The organism is Arthrobacter sunyaminii (assembly GCF_018866305.1).
Lineage (GTDB): Bacteria > Actinomycetota > Actinomycetes > Actinomycetales > Micrococcaceae > Arthrobacter_B > Arthrobacter_B sunyaminii.
In genome coordinates this window covers 2858664-2875583 of sequence record NZ_CP076456.1, presented here as the reverse complement: position 1 = coordinate 2875583, position 16920 = coordinate 2858664, and the positions used below count along the sequence as shown (strand labels likewise).

Sequence of the window (16920 nt, the reverse complement as noted above, 5' to 3'; positions counted from 1 at the left end):
GTTGGCGTCCCGGCGGTGGACAGGGAATGTTACTGCGGGATGCCGTTTTCCGGCATCGCGGGACGTTCTTCGGTGTAGGCACTGACCGAGTCACCGTCCGCGGAGTACGGGGTTCCCGTGTAGGCCTGCACACCGTCCGAAATTACAGTGATCATGCCACCGGTGTACCCGGCATGGCTGTCCCCGCTGAAGCCCAGCGGCACATGTCCGTTGCCCTGCACGTTGCCGGACTCCAGCGCCTCCAGCAGCGACTCCCGCGTGGGGTTCTCGCCGGCCTCGTTCAGGGCTTCGGCGAAGAGATAGCCAATGGACATGCCGAAGATCGTGTTTCCGTCGAACTCCGCGCCGGGGTTGTACTTCTCGTTGATCTCCTTGAATTTGGCCGTCCACTCATCGTCGGCGTCGGTATTGGCCGGAAGGTAGTTTGAGCTGATGAAGCCCTCCAAGAGCGCGTCGGTGTTCTCTCCGAGGTAACTGGACAACGTGTTGTAATCCCCGCCGGCAGAGGACGCCGCCCACTTCGGCATGTAGCCCAGCTTGGCAGCGGTTCCGATGGCCTGCGCGGTGAAGCCGTTGATCGAGGCCAGGAAATTCACATCGCAGCCGGCCGCCTGCAGGGCACTGATCTGGGCTGCCACGTCCGTGTTCGCCGTAGAGTAAACCTGTGCACTGGCCAGTCCGTCGCTGCCCAGCGCCGACTCGAGGCCGGTTTTGAAGTCCGCTCCGAAGTCGTCGTCCTGGCCGAAGAGACAGTAAGTGGCGTCCGGGAATTCTTCCTGCACATACGCAGCCAGGCCTTTGGCCTCGGTGTCATAGTCCTGCATGAAGCCGTACGTGTAGGGGTAGTCTTCGGGCTGGTTCCAGGTGGGGCTGCCTGAGGCGACAAACAGGTCCGGGACTTCATTGTCGTTCAGGAAGTCCAGCACGGAACTGTGCGGCGGTGTGCCGAGACCGCCGAGGATCGCGAACACTTCGTCCTGGAGCACCAGTTCGCGCACCACGCTCTGAGTGTTGGCCGGGTTGTAACCGTCATCCTTGACCGTGTATTCAATGGTGCGGCCGTGGATTCCGCCGTTTGCGTTCACATGGTCGAAGTAGGCCTTGGTGGCCGGCGAAATTGAGGCATATCCTGCCGCTGCCGGACCGGTCAGGGGCTGATGCGTGCCCACTTTGACTGTGCTGTCGGTGACACCCGGAACGTCTTCCGCCGCCGTCGAGGTGCCCTCTCCGGAGGACCCGCACGCCGCAAGAGCCATGGCAGCCACAGTGACTGCCGCGGCGAGGACATTGCGCTTGGAGCGGCTCGTGCGCCCGGGAGCAGAGGTGCTGCGGACAGAACCTGAGTGCTGGAAAATAATCATCGTTGACCTTTCGTGGTGGACAGTGTTTCCGATGGAGGATTGTCTGTTCCTGATGGCGGCTTGTCTGTTCCTGATGGCGGGTTATCTGCTGGTGTGCGGGACTGCTGAACGGGTACGACGACGGCGGGGGCAGGGTTTGAGGGACCCGGCCCGGGAGAGACACGGGCCCGGATCCGGCGGCCCGCAGCGGAGAGCAGCCCCTGGATGCCGCGCGGGGCAAGCAGGATCACCAGCACGAGGATGGTGCCGAACACCGCTATGGCGAGATTCCCGTCCAGCCTGGAGGCGACGTCGGCGGAGACCGGCAGATCAGCGGTGAAGGAATTGACCGCGTAGGGCAGGAACACCATGACCAGGGCACCCCAGACCGCGCCGGTCAGCGAACCGATGCCGCCGATGACCGCTGCCATCAGCAGATAGAGGGACAACACCAGCGAGTACGCGCCCGGACTGGCGCTCTGGGTGACGTAAGCGAGCAGGCCCCCGCCCAGGCCCGCTGCTGCAGCGCTCACGGTGAAGGAGATGATCTTGGTTCGGGCCACGTTGACACCGGAAAGCGAGGCCGCGGCGTCGTTGTCGCGCACGGCCCGCAGCTGGCGCCCAAACCGTCCGCGCAGGAGGTTGTTCAGCACCACCATCACCGCGACCGCACAGATAATGGCCAGCCAGGCCTGCCACTGTTCGTTGCTGACGGTGCCGCGCAGCGCGGCCGGACGCTTCTCCACCGTGATCCATAAGCCCTGGTCCCCGCCCAGAACATTCGAGAACGTACTGGTCACCGCGGGAATGGCCACCACCAGGGCAAGGGTGAAGCCGGCCAGGTAGGGGCCGTGCAACCGTCCGGCGGCGCATCCGATGATGAGGCCGAGGACGCCTGCTCCCAGCACTGCGGCCCCAAGCGGAGCCAGCAGCAGGAGGGGCCCTTCCACTTCTGCTTCGGCCAGCGCATTGGCACTGAGCGCGTAGCTGTAGGCACCGGCGGCCATGAGCGCCGCCTGGCCGAGGGAGAGCTGTCCACCCGCTCCGGTGAGCAGGGTCAGGCCGGCAACAGCGCACAGGTAGGCGCACGCGGTGGCCAGTTGGTAGGACCGAAAGGGATCCACGGCAAAGGTGAGGCCGATCAGTATTGCTGCCGCAGCAACGGCAACCAGGAGGGAAGTCCCCGGCTTCAACGGTTTCATGCCGTGCGCTCCTTCGTCATGGAGAACAGTCCGGCCGGTCGGAGCAGCAGCACCGCCAGCAGGAGGACCAGTACAGCGATGGGTGCGAGGGTGGCGCCCAGATATCCGCTGACCCAGCTGAGCACCACGCCTACGGCCAGCCCGCCGGCAACGGCTCCGCCTGCGGAGTCCAGTCCGCCCACCACGGCAACGGTGAATGCGTAGACGAAGACGGTGTCCACGGCATGCGGGTTCAGGCCCAGCTCGGTGGGAATGATCAGCAGTGCTGCCAGGGCGCCGACGGCGGACGACAATGCCCAGCCGAGGGTCAACATGCGGGAGGACCGCACGCCCAGCAGCCGGGCCAGATCCGGAGCGAAGGCCGAGGCGCGCAGCCGCAGCCCCAGGGCGGTCTTGGTGAACAGCAGGGCCAGTCCACCGACGATCAGGCCGACACAGGCAAAGATGAACAGGTCGTAGGGGGAGACGGCGCTGACGCCGCCGATGGAAAGGGGTGTTGTGCTGAACGGTGTGGCCATTGACTTGTATCCGTTGCCGAAGATCATGCCCAGGACTGCTTGGATAACCAGCAGTAGTCCCAGCCCGGCAATGACCGAGTTCAGGGGATTGGTGTTTCCCACAAAGCGCATGACCGTCCGCTCCACCAGGGCCCCGAGCAGCAGGCCGGTGACCACGGCGGAGGCCAGGCCGAGCCAGTAGTTGCCGGTGGCGCTGGTGACGGTATAGGCGATGTACGTGGTGGCAACGGCCATCGCCCCCTGCGCAAAGTTCACGATGCGGGCGGCGCGCCAAATGATGACCAATGAGAGGGCAAAGGCAGCGAGCACAGCGCCGCGGGCCAGTCCGTCGACGGTGAGGAAGAGAAATCTGTCCATGTCAGAACCCCAGATAGGTGTGGCGGAGGTCGGTGTCCGCTGCCAGGTCGGCGGCGGGACGGGCGGCGACGACGGATCCCAGGTTGAGGACCACGCCGTCGTCGGCTACGGCAAGGGCGCTGCGGACGTTTTGCTCGATCAGAAGGACGGTGAGTCCGGTGTCGTCGCAGAGGCTGCGCAGCAGTCCCAGGATTTGTGCGGTGATGCGCGGTGCCAGGCCCAGGGACGGTTCATCAAGGAGCAGCAGCCGGGGACCGGCCATCAGGGCGCGGCCCAGGGCGAGCATTTGCCGTTCACCTCCGGAGAGCTGGTGCCCGGGTGCCTTGCGGCGCCGGTCCAGCGGTTCAAACAGTTCGTACATGCGTGCCAGCAGGGCTGCGGCCGCGGCCCGGTCACGGCGCCACAACCCGCCCAGGCGCAGGTTCTCCTCCACGGTCAGTTCCGTGATGACTCCCCGTCCCTCCGGCACCAGCGCGATGCCGCGCCGCACCATGTCCTCCACTTTGGTGGCCGCCAAGTCGGTGCCGTCGAAGCGGATGTTTCCGGACGCCGGTCTCAGCTGGCCGATCACGGTGCGGAGCAGCGTGGTTTTGCCTGCGCCGTTGGCGCCAACGACGGCGGTGATGCTGCCGGCCTCGACACTGAGGCTGACGCCGTGCAGGACGGGAACCTGGCCGTAACCGGCACTGACCGAGTCCAGGACCAGCAGGCCGCTCATGCCGGCTCAACTCCCAGATAGGCATCGGTGACGGCCTGATTGGCGCCGATCTCCGCGGGGGTGCCGTCGGCGATCAGCTTGCCGAAGTCCAGGACCGCAATGCGCTCGCAGACGTTCATGACCAGGTCCACGTGGTGTTCCACAAGGACTACGGAGCAGCCGGTCTCCGGAACCGAGCGGATGATTTCGGCCAGTTCGTCAATGTCTTCGTGGGCCAGTCCGCCGGCGGGTTCATCCAGGAGCAGGAGGCGGGGAGAGCCGGCGAGGGCACGGGCCAGGGCCACCTTCTTCCGGATCCCGTAGGGAAGGGTGTCCGGCAACGCGGACGCGAAGGACGCGATGCCGAGATCGTCCAGCGTCTGCAGCCCGCGCACGCGCAGCCGGGCTTCACCGCTCCGGGAACGAGGCAGGGCCAGGGCATCCTCCACGGGGTTGTGCCGGGCAGTGCTCTCCAACCCGAGCAGAACATTCTCCAGCACGGTCAGCCCGGGAAACAGGCCCAGTCCCTGCAGTGTCCGGGCGACACCCTGGCGCGTGAGCCGGTGGCGCCGCGGCTGGAACTTTTCGCCGTCGAGCTCCAGGGACCCGGACGCCGGAGTGTTGAAACCGCAGATCACGTTGAACAGCGTGGTTTTGCCTGCGCCGTTGGGCCCGATGATGCCGACGACGGCCCCGGGCGGAACGGTGAAGGACACCGAGTCCAGGGCGGTGAGTCCGCCGAACCGCACGCTCACGTCACTGAAGCGCAGGCGAGGGGTCAAAACCGACTGGTCGGTATGTAAAACTTCCATGAGTACTCCGTTGTCTCGAGAAGATTGCTCCGGTGAGTGGCGCGGTGCCGGGAACGCGGGCGCGTGTTCAGTTACAGGGTCAGCACCACCCGCCCTGCAGTCTTGCCGTCGCCCAGGCGCTGGACGGCGTCGGGAGCGGAGTCGAACGGTACGGTTTCGCTGACCACGGGCCGGATCAAGCCCTTGTCTGCCAGGAGCGTGAGCTGTTCATGGACCTCGGCAACCAGTTCAGGGGCCTTCTTGGTGTAAAGCGCCCAGTGGAGTCCGAGGAGTGAGTAATTCTTGACCAAAGCGTGGTTCATGCGGGCGGTCTGCAGGGTACCGCCGGCGAACCCGACGACGATGATCCGCCCTTCAAAAGCGATGCAACGGGTTGAACGTTCAAACGTTTCACCGCCCACCGGGTCATAGATGACGTCGGCTCCGCGGCCCCCGGTTGCCTCTTTGACAGCGTCGACAAAATCTTCGGTGCTGCGGTTGACCACGATGTCCGCTCCGGCCTTTTCGGCAATCCGGCGCTTGGCTTCGTTGCCCACCACCCCGATCACGGTGGCGCCGGCAGCCTTGCCCAACTGCACGGCTGCCGTTCCCACGCCTCCTGCTGCCGCATGGACCAGCAGTGTTTCGCCGGGCGCTATCCGTGCCCGGCGGTGCAGTCCGAAGTAGCCGGTCTGGTAGCCGATGCACAAAGCGGCGGCTTCCGCGTCGGAGAGGGACCCGGGCGCAGGGAAGGCCGTTGCGGCTGGAACCTGCACTTCCTCCGCCATGACGCCCAGATGCGTGGCAATCACGCGGTCGCCCAGCCGGAAGCCGGTGACGCCGTCGCCGATTCCGGTGACGGTGCCGCACAGTTCGATGCCGGGCACGAAGGGCAGCTCGGGCTTCTCCTGGTACTCCCCGCGGCACAGCAGCACATCAGGGAAGTTCAGGGCCACGGCAAGGGTCTTCAACACCAGCGAGCCCGGTGCGGCGGCGGGGGAGGGCTGATCCGTGAGGCGCATCGCGTCACGGGGTTCGGCGAGGGTGACGACGTTCCAGGCTTTCAATGTGCTGATCCTCCTGATGTGGCAGGCCGGAGCCCGGCGAGGTACAAATCGGTCAGTTGCTTCGCGACCTGCTGTTTGGTCAGGGGTCCGTCCGGCTGGTACCAATACGAGAGATAGTGCGGATTGGCGAAGAAATTGGCCACCAGGACGGCGGTGGGGATGTCGCTGCGGAAAACACCTTCGGCTTGGCCGCGGACAATCAGGGCGGCGAAGACTTCGCTGTAGCTGCGGCGCCGTCTCTTTACTTCTTCCAGCCGATCCGTACTGAGCATGTGCTGGGAACGGAAGAAGACGGCCCCTTCGCGGATCCATTCGATCGAAGTAATGAGGACGTCTTCACACGCCATTCGGACCGTTTCCTCCACCGGAAGATTCCGCGCCGTGATTTCTTCGAGATTGCGGTGCTGCAGTGTAAGGATGCGGTCATAGATGTCGAAGAGCAGATCGTCCTTGGAATCGAAGTAATGGTAGAGGGCGCCCTTGGTGACTCCGGCCGCGTCAACAATCTGCTGGACGCTGGTTTTGGCATAGCCTTGCGTGGCGAAGAGGTCCACGGAAACGCGGGCCAGCTGTTCTTTGATGTTCAGGGTCTTCATGGGGCGGTGATCCGTGTTTCTCGTGGCGGTGGTGTCTTGCCCGGTCGGGACGCTCCCTCAGTGAAGGAACCGACCGGTTGGTATGTGCCACACCCTACCGCTGACCAGACCGCCTTGCGCAAGGGTTTTTCGGAAGTTTTTCGCCGGCACACGAGAGGAAATACTTGGGCTGCCCGCGGTTGCCATGTCATCTCGGCAGCAGGAGCCCTCTCACAGCGGGCAGCGTGAGCCGGGGTTGATCCGTAACGCAAAAGGACCCCGCAACCTGTGCGGGGTCCTTTCGTGTCTCAATGTGCCCTCGATAGGATTCGAACCTACGGCCTGTTGCTCCGGAGGCAACCGCTCTATCCCCTGAGCTACGAGGGCAAGGACACCGGTAAACCGGCAGGTCCTGTGGGACTCAAGAAGCTTAGCAGGTCCGGCGCGCCGTGTGAAAACGCGGCGGAAATCAATAGCCCAGGAACGCGTCCGTCTTTACGGAACGGCCGCCGGCACCTCGGACCGCAGCCCGTGCCGCGGCAACAGCCGACGGCGATCCGGAGACATACGCCGCACGCCGGGCAGCGTCCGGAACCTCTTGGGCGAGCGCCTGAGCGTCCGGCAGCCCGGGGCCCAGCCAAGTCCATCCGCTGATCTTCGGATCGGTGGGCGTACAGACCAAAACGCGGATTCCCATCCCGTGCAGTTCCGCCGCATATGCCAGCTCCTCCACCGAGGACGCCGCATAGACCAGAACCACGTCGCGTCCGAGGGATCCCCCGGTGCTCTCCCCGGAACTTCCGCGGGCAGCAAGGGAACGCAGATGGCTCATGAACGGCGTGATGCCGACGCCGGACGCCATCAGCAGCAGCGGAACGCCCGGATCGCGGGGGAGCAGGAAGTCCCCGGCCACCGTGGTTCCGGAAATTACGGCCCCCGGCTTCAGCTTCAGGAGGGTGGACTTGAAGGAGCTGTACGGTTCTGTGGCACGCAGTCCCACGGCCACTGTGTCCGGCTTTTCGGGCGCCGTGGTGAGGCTGAAGATGCGGCGGGCGCCGCGGGCATCGGGGCTGGCGTGGGGCAGGCTCAGCTCCACATACTGTCCCGGCCGGAACGTCAGCGGTCGCAGGGGCTCGAACACCAGCTCCCTCGCCGTGGGTGTCAGGGCCCGGTTTTCGCGCAGCCGCAGTCTGATGCCTGCACGCGGTGCCAAGGCAAAGGCCAGCAGGTTCCCGATGAGCAGGGCGAGCTCGGGGGACATATACACGGGTCCAAGGTTCAGCGGCACGGCGAACAGGACGCCGACGACGGCGGCTTCCAGCAGGCGCTGGACGCGCCGGGGCGGCAGCGTCAGCGGCTCGGACAGCATGAAGCCGGCAAAGAACAGCACCGGATAGGAAGCGATCAGGGTGGCAAGCGCCGTCGTCAGCGGTTCCCCGCCGGACAGGAACCGTGCCACGATGATCGCTCCCGAGGCCAGCAGGAACACGCCGGCCATCGGCAGCAGCCGGTTGCGGTAGAGGATCAGCACCGCGGCGGGCAGGACCACTACGAGCATCAGCGGAGCCGCAACCCACCACACGGCGCTGTTGAGGCCCGTCACAGCCAACACTGCGGCTCCGAAAGCGGCGGGGTTGAAGATGTGCCGGCCGTGCCACACCAGCAGGTACTTGGATGCCGTGGCAGCCCCGGCCGCGAGTGCCACGGTCAACAGCTGGGATCCTTCGGTGGTGGGCCAGAAAAGGAAGTAGAGCAACAACCCGGTGATGATGGAGGAGTCGGTCTGCGGGCGGGTCCGGAAGAGCAGTCCCATGACCCGGCTGGCCACCAGGGCGGACACGACGGCGGTGGCTGCGGTGGCGGCGAGCTCGGCCGGGGTGTAGAACAGCTGCCCCGCCGCGGAAAGCACAAAGGACCACGCCGTCATCGCCAGCAGGAGCAGGGTGGTCAGCCGGTACATCGTCCAGCGGCCGGCGAAAGCGTCCAGCCTGCGGGACGCGGCGGACAGGGAAAGACTCATGAAAAAAGAACTCCAGCCATGGCATCTGAGAAAGTGGCCCGCCCGTCCGAAAACATCCGCACATAGTCAAAGGCGAATTCTTCGGCGAGCGTGCCGGGGTCGGTGAAAAACAGTGCGGTGGCCAGCCCGTCGGCGGTCATGGCGTTATCCGCCAGCACCCAGGCGGCTGCCACCGTCTCCACGGGACGGCCGGTCCCTGCATCAACAATATGGTGCAGCCCGTCTCCCCATTGCCGGCGGTTGGACGCCGAGGCGCACAGCGCGCGGCTTTGCAGCGGAAGCACGCCGATGGCCTGCGTGGTGTCATACGGGTGTTCCAGGGCCACCCGCAGGGCACGGGGGCCGCGGTGCCTCAGGTCGGAACCGGCGTCCACTGTCAGCTCCCGGTGCCCGGCCGCGCGCAGCAGTTCAAAGACCAGGTCAACAAGCTGTCCCTTTCCCGCGGCGCCAATGTCGAAAGTCACCGGCACCGAGGTGCTCAGCACGGTCCGGTCACCAAGCACCTGCCAGGACACCGAGGCCGCCCAGTCCGGTGCCGGGGAGGGGGCCGCGGCGGCAAACGAGTACGCCGCGTCGTAGCCGAGCTTCTCCAGCGACGAGCCCACCAAAGGATTCACGGCGCCCCCGCTGAGCCGGTTCAGGGTATCGAAGAGGGAAAGCAGCGGTGCGGCGGACACCGGAAGGTCCACGGTTCCCGGCGATGCGGCAAGCGGTGCGATGACCGAGTCCTGCCGGAAACGCGAGTAGGTCCGGTCATAGCAGTCCACCAGCTCCGTGACGGCTGCCCGTTCCTGCTCAGTCACCGGGGCGGCGGTGCTCACGGTCCAGGCGGTGCCGATGGCCTCGAAGCTGAAATCCGGCATGGAAGCGTCAGCTCGCGGCTTCCGTCCGGATGGCGTCCAGCGCCTTGTTGAAACCGGAGCTGGTCAGGGACGAGCCGGCAACCTTGTCCACGTCAAGCTCATCAAGGTTTTTGCCCACGACCTGTTCCTGGATGCCGGAGGTGAATTCGCGCTGGTACTGCTTGGATGTGGGGTTGTTGCCGGACGTTTGAACGTCCAGGGAGGTGACCACATTGCCTTCCAGCGTCAGGGTCACGTCCACTTCCTCGGTTTGGTTGGACGGGGGAATGTAGCTGCCCTGCGCGGAGTATTCCCCGTCGGCGTAGTTGCCGGTCCGGACAGCTGATCCGGCAGCCGGGGGTGCAGATTCCGGGTCGGCGGAGGCGCCGTCGTCGGCCGCCGGGGCGCAGGCGGCAGAAGCCAGGGTCAGGGAAGCGGCGGCGAACAGCATGGTCTTGTGTGAGGGGGTCAATTTCTCTCCTTGGAGGCGGGATCCCTATCCATTACAACGTATTCGGTTGCGCTTCGCCTGTGCGCGGGGTGTTGATTTGCCCACCGGGCGGACCAGGGGACAGCCGGGGCAGTCCGCGGCGTCGTCACAGTTCGCGGACCGGCACCTGCCCGGAGGCTATGCTTAACCGGTGACTCCTGAAGAACTTTCCTCCGCCGTAACTGCCTGCCTCCAAGACGCCATCGATGCCGGTGATTTCAGCATCGACGTGCCCCGGGAGGTGCGCGTGGAGCGTCCGAAGAACCGCGACCACGGCGACTGGGCCACCAATATTGCCCTGCAGCTTTCCAAGCAGGCCGGAATGAATCCCCGCCAGTTCGCGGAAATCCTCAAGGGACGCCTCGAAAAGATCGACGGCGTCGCCAAGGTGGACATTGCCGGGCCCGGCTTCCTGAACATTACGCTCGACGCCGGTGCCGCCGGTGAGCTGGTCAAGACCATTGTTGATGCCGGCGAGTCCTACGGCACCTCGGAAGTCCTCAAGGGCACCCGGATCAACCTGGAGTTCGTCTCCGCCAACCCCACCGGGCCCATCCACCTGGGCGGAACCCGCTGGGCCGCCGTCGGCGACGCCCTGGCCCGGATCTTCTCCTCCCAGGGCGCCGAAGTCACCCGCGAGTACTACTTCAATGACCACGGTGCGCAGATTGACCGCTTCGCCCGGTCCCTGCTGGCCTCGGCCAAGGGCGAGCCGGCTCCCGAAGACGGCTACGCCGGCGGTTACATCGAGGACATCGCCAACCGCATCCTGGCCGCTGAACAGGACATCATGGAACTGCCCGACGCCGAAGCGCAGGAACACTTCCGGGCCGCCGGAGTCGACTTTATGTTTGCCGACATCAAGGAATCCCTGCACAACTTCGGCGTGGACTTTGACGTCTTCTTCCATGAGGATTCCCTGCACGAAAACGGCCAGGTAGACAAGCTCCTGGAACAGCTCAAGGGCTCCAAGAACCTGTACGAAAAGGACGGCGCCTGGTGGCTGAACTCTTCCGAGTTCGGTGATGACAAGGACCGCGTGGTCATCAAGTCCGACGGCAACGCCGCCTACATCGCCGGGGATATCGCTTACATCCAGAACAAGCGCGACCGCGGCTTTGACCTGAACTTCTACATGCTCGGCGCCGACCACCACGGCTATGTGGCCCGGCTCAAGGCCGCTGCCGCCGCCCTGGGGCACGACCCGGAGTGTGTTGAGGTGCTGATCGGCCAGATGGTGAACCTGGTCAAGGACGGCAAGCCCGTGCGCATGTCCAAGCGCAACGGCACCGTGGTCACGCTCGAGGACCTCGTGGACGCCGTGGGCGTGGATGCTGCCCGCTACACGCTGGCCCGTTTCTCCGCCGACTCCAACATTGACATTGACCTGGACCTGCTGACCAGGCGCAGCAACGAGAACCCGGTGTTCTACGTTCAGTACGCCCACGCCCGCACCTACGCCCTGGCCCGCAACGCCGAGGCCGCCGGCGTGGACGATTCAGGGTTCGACGCGTCGCTGCTGACCCACCCCACCGAAGGTGAACTGCTGGCCGCGCTGGGACAGTACCCCGGCGTCGTCGCGCAGGCCAGCGCCTTCCGTGAACCGCACCGCGTGGCCCGCCATCTGGAAGTCATCGCCGGCACCTACCACCGCTGGTACGACGCCTGCCGGATCGCCCCCCAGGGCGACGAGGAAATCACCGATGTGAACCGCACCCGCCTGTGGCTGAACCTTGCCACCCGCCAGGTCCTGGCCAACGGCCTTGGCCTGCTGGGAGTCTCCGCACCGGAACGGATGTAATTCATGACTGTTTCCCCGCTCGCCCCCGAATGGCTCAGCCACCCGGCGGACGCCAATGCGCTGCGCCCGCAAATGTGGGCCCGTGACGTCAGCCGCGGCGCCAGCGGCGAACTGGAAGTGGCGGGAGTGTCCGTCTCCGCCCTGGCACGGGAGTTCGGCACGCCGCTGTTCGTGGTCTCCGAAGCGGACTTCCGCGCCCGCGCCAGGGACTTCAAGGACTCCTTCGACGCCGCCTTTGCCGACCTGTGCGGGGGAGTGGACGTCTACTATGCGGGCAAGGCGTTCCTCTGCACCGCGGTGGCCCGCTGGGTGCGTGAAGAAGGCCTGCGTCTGGACACCTGCTCCGGCGGTGAGCTGGCCGTTGCCCTTCGCGCCGGGATCCCGGGCACTGAATTGGGACTGCACGGAAACAACAAGTCCGACGCAGAGCTGACCCGGGCCCTGGACATGGGCCTGGGCCGGATTGTCGTGGACAGCATGGCCGAGCTGCACCGTCTGGACGCCCTCGCGGTGTCCCGCGGCGAACAGGCCAACGTGATGCTGCGGCTGACGCCCGGAGTGCATGCGCACACGCATGAGTTCATTGCCACGGCCCATGAGGACCAGAAGTTCGGCCTTTCCATGGCACCGGATCCGGCTGCCGGCGGCGTATCTCCGGCCGCTGCCGCTGTGGCCGCTGCGCTGGAAGCCAAGGGCATCCGGCTGCTGGGCCTGCACTGCCACATCGGTTCGCAGATCTTTGAGCCGGAGGGCTTCGAGCTGGCCGCCAAGCGGCTGCTCGGCTTCCTGGCGGACATCAAGGCTGCCCACGGCGTCGAACTGCCGGAGCTGGACCTCGGCGGCGGCTACGGCATTGCCTACACCGAAGCCGACACCCCGCGTCCGCCGGCTGAAATTGCGCAGGCGATGGCCGCCGTCGTCGGCACCACCTGCACCGAGCTGGGCCTGGCCGTGCCGCGGATCTCTATTGAGCCCGGCCGTGCCATTGTTGGCCCCACCACCTTCACCCTGTACCGCGCCGGCACCGTCAAGACGGTCCGCGTGGACACGGCCGACGGCGGGACCGCCGAACGCCGGTACGTGTCAGTGGACGGCGGCATGAGCGACAACGCCCGCCCCGTGTTGTACGACGCCGACTATTCGGCAGTGCTTGCCTCCAGGACGTCCGAAGATGACGCCGTTATGTCACGCGTAGTTGGCAAACACTGCGAGAGCGGGGACATAGTGGTTCGGGACGTCTATCTTCCGGCGGACACCGGTGACGGCGATCTGCTGGCCGTTCCGGGAACGGGCGCGTACTGCTGGGCCCTGTCCAGCAACTACAACTACATTGCCCGTCCGCCCGTGGTTGCCGTATCAAACGGTGCCGCACGGCTGATTATCCGCGGAGAAACCGAAGAAGACCTGTTGGCCCGGGACATTGACACGCCGGCGTCCGACCGCCCGAATCGCTGAAGGAGTAGGCACGCACCATGAAGACCCTCAAAGTTGCCCTGTTGGGCTGCGGAAACGTTGGCTCGCAGGTTGCCCGGATCCTCCTTGACGACGCCGAAGACCTGGCCTCACGCACCGGTGCCCGGCTGGAACTGACCGGCATCGCCGTGCGCAATCCGGACGCGCCGCGCGACACGGACCTGCCGCGGAACCTGTTCACCACTGACGCCGAAAAGCTGGTGGAGGGCGCGGACATCGTCATCGAACTGATGGGCGGCATGGAGCCGGCCCGCACGCTGATGCTGCACGCCATCGGACACGGCGCCTCCGTGGTCACCGGCAACAAGGCCCTGCTCGCTGCCGACGGCGCCACACTGTTTGAAAAGGCCGACGCAGCCGGCGTGCGGCTGGCCTACGAAGCCGCCGTCGCCGGAGCCATTCCTATCCTGCGCCCCATCCGGGACAGCCTTTCCGGCGACCGGATCACCAAGGTCATGGGCATCGTCAACGGCACCACCAACTACATCCTGGACGCCATGGACAGCACCGGCGCCCAGTTCGCCGATGCCCTGGCTGACGCCCAGCGCCTCGGATACGCCGAAGCCGATCCCACCGCCGACGTCGAGGGCCATGACGCTGCGTCAAAGGGCGCCATTCTCGCCTCGCTGGCCTTCCACACCAACTTCGACCTGGCCAACGTCTCCTGCGAGGGCATCTCCTCCGTCACCGCCGATGACATTGCAGCGGCGAAGGACGCCGGCTTCGTCATCAAGCTGCTCGCCATCGCGGAAAAGCTGGACAACGACGGCGAGCCCGGCGTCAGTGTGCGCGTGCACCCCACGCTGCTGCCGCGCACGCATCCTCTCGCCGCGGTGCACGGTGCCTTCAACGCAGTGTTCGTGGAAGCAGAAAACGCCGGCGAGCTCATGTTCTACGGCCAGGGCGCCGGCGGTGCACCCACCGCGTCGGCTGTGATGGGCGACGTCGTCTCCACCGCCCGCCGTCTGGTCCTGGGCGGACCGCTCGGCGCTGAAACGCCCACCGGCTCCGTACCGGCTCTGCCGTTCGCCAAGGTCACCACCAGCTACAGCATCGGCCTGCAGGTTACCGACCAGCCGGGCGTCCTGGCTGCGGTGGCGCAGGTTTTCGCCGAGCACGGCGTGTCCATCGAAACCATGCGCCAGACCATCCATGCTGACGGCACGGCCTCGTCTGCCGAGCTGCGTTTCGTTACGCACCGGGCATCCGAAGCTGCGCTGGCAGCCACCGTCGAGGCCATCAAGGGCCTGGACATCATCAATTCAGTCACATCCGTCCTGCGGGTAGAAGGGGTCTAATACCGTGGCTCATCAATGGCGCGGCGTCATCGCCGAATACGCCGATCGTCTTCCCGTAACCGAGAGCACCGAGATCATCACCCTCGGTGAGGGCGGCACTCCGCTGGTGAAAGCGAAGGCCCTCTCCGAACTGACCGGCAATGAGGTTTACCTCAAGGTCGAGGGCATGAACCCCACGGGTTCCTTCAAGGACCGCGGGATGACGATGGCCATGACGGCCGCCGTCGAATCCGGTGCCAAGGCCGTGGTCTGCGCCTCCACCGGCAACACCTCCGCCTCGGCCGCCGCGTACGCCACGCAGGCCGGCATCACCTGCGCCGTGCTGGTTCCGGACGGCAAGATCTCCATGGGCAAGCTCAGCCAGGCCATTGCCCACGGCGCTGAACTGCTGCAGGTCAACGGCAACTTCGACAACTGCCTGGATGTGGCCCGCAAGCTCGCCGAGGCCTATCCGGTGTTCCTGGTGAACTCCGTAAACCCCGCCCGCATCGAAGGACAGAAGACCGCTGCCTTCGAAGTGGTGGACTACCTCGGCGATGCCCCCGATTACCACCTGCTGCCAGTGGGCAACGCCGGTAACATCACCGCGTACTGGAAGGGCTACCGGGAATACTCCGAGCCTTACACCAACGTCGCGGGCGAGGAACTGGCACCGGTGGCCACGAAGACTCCCGTGATGTGGGGCTTCCAGGCTGAGGGTGCATCACCACTGGTAAAGGGTCATCCGGTGACGGATCCGGACACCATTGCCACCGCCATCCGTATTGGCAACCCTGCCTCCTGGGAGCAGGCCATTGCTGCCCGCGACGAGTCCGGCGGGCTGATCGAAGCCGTGACGGACACCGAGATTCTCGAAGCGCACCGCTGGCTGTCTTCCCGGGAAGGCGTCTTTGTGGAGCCGGCCTCCGCCGCAGGCGTGGCCGGACTGCTCAAGAAGCACGCCGCCGGCGAGGCACCCACGGGCAAGAAGATTGTCATCACCGTCACCGGCCACGGCCTGAAGGACCCGCAGTGGGCCCTGCGCACGGCCGACGGTTCCGAGGTTGAACCCACCAAGGTGGAGTTCGACGTCGTCTCCGTTGCCGCCGCGCTGGGGCTGGAAGCACAGGCTGCGGGCTAACAGATATGCATGCGAGTGATTCCGCTGCCCTGCCCCGCGCTGCGTCAGTGCCTGCGCCGGGAACGGTAACCGGAGCGGTGGCCGCCGGTCAGGACGTGACCGTGCGGGTTCCCGCCACCAGCGCCAATCTGGGCCCGGGTTTTGACAGCCTGGGCCTGGCCGTCGGCCTGTATGACACCGTGCGCGTGCGCACGTCCGCTCAGCCGGGCACCACGGTGCGCATCACCGGTGAGGGCGCCGGAACGCTGCCCACCGATGACACGCACCTGGTGGTCCGGACCATCAGGGAAACCGTGGAGTCCGCAGGGTTCTCCCTGCCCGGACTGCAGCTGGACGCGGAAAACGTCATCCCCCACGGCCGGGGGCTGGGCTCTTCGGCGTCGGCCATCGTTTCCGGTGTGCTGGCCGGCAACGCCCTGCTGCCTCGGGAGCACCGGCTGGATGCAGCTGCGCTGCTGGACCTGTGTTCCCGGTTGGAAGGCCACCCGGACAATGTGGCCCCGGCGCTGGCCGGCGGCTTGGCGATTTCCTGGGAAGAAGAGGGGATCTTCCGCTCTGTCAGCGCACCGGTGCACGGCGACATCATCCCCGTTGCCGCGGTGCCGGCCACTGAACTCTCCACTGAGAGTGCCCGCGGGCTGCTTCCCGCGCAGGTCCCGCATCCGGCCGCCGCTGCCAACTCGGGACGGGCTGCCCTGCTGATTCATGCCCTCGCCGCGGAACCCTCCCTGCTGCCGGCGGGAACAGTGGATTTCCTGCATCAGGACTACCGCGCTTCGGCCATGGAGCCCAGCGCGGCACTGATGCGGCACCTGCGTGAACACGGCATCGCCGCCGTCATTTCCGGTGCGGGCCCCACGGTCATGGCTCTGGCCAACGGCGAGGACCAGGCGCAGCGGGCCGAGCATCTGATTGGCCGGCATCTTGCGGACGCTAAAACTGCTCATTTGTGGCGTGTTTTGCGGCTGAGTGTTGATCGTGATGGTGCTAGAGTGGAAGAGCACCAGCGGTACTAACCGTCATTTGTGCTCCCGCATCCAGGCCGTCCATACTTGGACCGCACTGAGTATTTGTTGAAAACTCGCTGTCAGGGGCATACTGTCCAAGCATCGTGTTTGAATACTCTTATTCAACTGCGGAAGCGCAATCCCCGGTGCAGCCTTCGGGTACTGCCAAGAAAAGGTCAGTTCCCTTGAATGCCGCGTAGTTCGGCAGCAAAGCTGACCAAACTCCTGTGGATTTCTTTCCAAGAGGCACCCAGTAGATTCGCCGTTGCCCGGCTCTTGCCGGAACCGGCGAACCCTGCCCCCCATGTCTGACCATAGGGGG

Annotated in this window: 15 protein-coding genes and 1 tRNA gene; 5 read left to right on the top strand and 11 right to left on the bottom strand. The window is 65.7% G+C overall.

Annotation, left to right across the window (positions count from 1 at the left end):
• Nucleotides 1-29: 29 nt before the first annotated feature.
• From KG104_RS12940 to KG104_RS12890, 11 genes are all read right to left on the bottom strand, one after another.
• Nucleotides 30-1361 (bottom strand): ABC transporter substrate-binding protein, encoded by a 1332-nt coding sequence (locus KG104_RS12940; protein ID WP_237685716.1) that lies wholly within the window; start codon nucleotides 1359-1361, stop codon nucleotides 30-32.
• Nucleotides 1358-2542: a branched-chain amino acid ABC transporter permease gene (locus tag KG104_RS12935; RefSeq protein WP_207348014.1), complete on the bottom strand. Its 1185-nt coding sequence runs from the start codon at nucleotides 2540-2542 to the stop codon at nucleotides 1358-1360. Before KG104_RS12935 ends, KG104_RS12940 begins: the two co-directional genes overlap by 4 nt.
• The gene (locus KG104_RS12930) at nucleotides 2539-3417 is read right to left on the bottom strand and encodes a branched-chain amino acid ABC transporter permease (protein WP_104101277.1); all 879 of its coding nucleotides are present in this window, start codon (nucleotides 3415-3417) and stop codon (nucleotides 2539-2541) included. The genes KG104_RS12935 and KG104_RS12930 overlap by 4 nt, the downstream gene beginning before the upstream one ends.
• 1 nt (nucleotide 3418) lies before the next feature.
• The gene (locus tag KG104_RS12925) at nucleotides 3419-4135 is read right to left on the bottom strand and encodes an ABC transporter ATP-binding protein (RefSeq protein ID WP_104052478.1); all 717 of its coding nucleotides are present in this window, start codon (nucleotides 4133-4135) and stop codon (nucleotides 3419-3421) included.
• Nucleotides 4132-4926, bottom strand: a complete 795-nt coding sequence (locus tag KG104_RS12920; RefSeq protein WP_207348015.1) for an ABC transporter ATP-binding protein — start codon at nucleotides 4924-4926, stop codon at nucleotides 4132-4134. Before KG104_RS12920 ends, KG104_RS12925 begins: the two co-directional genes overlap by 4 nt.
• Before the next feature lie 71 nt (nucleotides 4927-4997).
• Nucleotides 4998-5972, bottom strand: coding sequence for an NADPH:quinone oxidoreductase family protein (locus KG104_RS12915; protein WP_207348016.1), 975 nt, complete (start codon nucleotides 5970-5972; stop codon nucleotides 4998-5000).
• Nucleotides 5969-6568 carry a TetR/AcrR family transcriptional regulator gene (locus KG104_RS12910; RefSeq protein WP_104160573.1) on the bottom strand — a complete coding sequence of 200 codons (600 nt, stop codon included), beginning with the start codon at nucleotides 6566-6568 and terminating at the stop codon, nucleotides 5969-5971. Before KG104_RS12910 ends, KG104_RS12915 begins: the two co-directional genes overlap by 4 nt.
• 293 nt (nucleotides 6569-6861) lie before the next feature.
• Nucleotides 6862-6934: transfer RNA gene (locus tag KG104_RS12905), tRNA-Arg, on the bottom strand.
• Nucleotides 6935-7016: 82 nt separating this feature from the next.
• Nucleotides 7017-8567 (bottom strand): ferredoxin--NADP reductase, encoded by a 1551-nt coding sequence (locus KG104_RS12900; protein ID WP_207348017.1) that lies wholly within the window; start codon nucleotides 8565-8567, stop codon nucleotides 7017-7019.
• Nucleotides 8564-9430 (bottom strand): FAD:protein FMN transferase, encoded by an 867-nt coding sequence (locus KG104_RS12895; protein WP_207348018.1) that lies wholly within the window; start codon nucleotides 9428-9430, stop codon nucleotides 8564-8566. Before KG104_RS12895 ends, KG104_RS12900 begins: the two co-directional genes overlap by 4 nt.
• Before the next feature lie 7 nt (nucleotides 9431-9437).
• Complete coding sequence (locus KG104_RS12890) at nucleotides 9438-9881, bottom strand: FMN-binding protein (protein ID WP_237687158.1); 444 nt, start codon at nucleotides 9879-9881, stop codon at nucleotides 9438-9440.
• Nucleotides 9882-10050: 169 nt separating this feature from the next.
• Between KG104_RS12890 and argS the strand changes: the two genes are divergently transcribed.
• Genes argS through thrB form a run of 5 tightly spaced genes read left to right on the top strand, consistent with a single transcriptional unit; the run spans nucleotide 10051 to nucleotide 16607 of the window.
• Nucleotides 10051-11700, top strand: coding sequence for an arginine--tRNA ligase (gene argS, locus KG104_RS12885; protein ID WP_207348019.1), 1650 nt, complete (start codon nucleotides 10051-10053; stop codon nucleotides 11698-11700).
• A 3-nt stretch (nucleotides 11701-11703) separates the two neighbouring features.
• The gene (gene lysA / locus KG104_RS12880; protein ID WP_207348020.1) at nucleotides 11704-13155 is read left to right on the top strand and encodes a diaminopimelate decarboxylase; all 1452 of its coding nucleotides are present in this window, start codon (nucleotides 11704-11706) and stop codon (nucleotides 13153-13155) included.
• Between the two features lie 17 nt (nucleotides 13156-13172).
• A complete protein-coding gene (locus tag KG104_RS12875) occupies nucleotides 13173-14471 on the top strand; it encodes a homoserine dehydrogenase (RefSeq protein ID WP_207348021.1) in 1299 nt (432 codons plus the stop codon).
• 4 nt (nucleotides 14472-14475) lie between these two features.
• Nucleotides 14476-15591 (top strand): threonine synthase, encoded by a 1116-nt coding sequence (thrC, locus tag KG104_RS12870; RefSeq protein ID WP_104052468.1) that lies wholly within the window; start codon nucleotides 14476-14478, stop codon nucleotides 15589-15591.
• A 5-nt stretch (nucleotides 15592-15596) separates the two neighbouring features.
• Nucleotides 15597-16607: a homoserine kinase gene (gene thrB / locus KG104_RS12865; RefSeq protein ID WP_207348022.1), complete on the top strand. Its 1011-nt coding sequence runs from the start codon at nucleotides 15597-15599 to the stop codon at nucleotides 16605-16607.
• The last annotated feature ends 313 nt before the right edge of the window (nucleotides 16608-16920 follow it).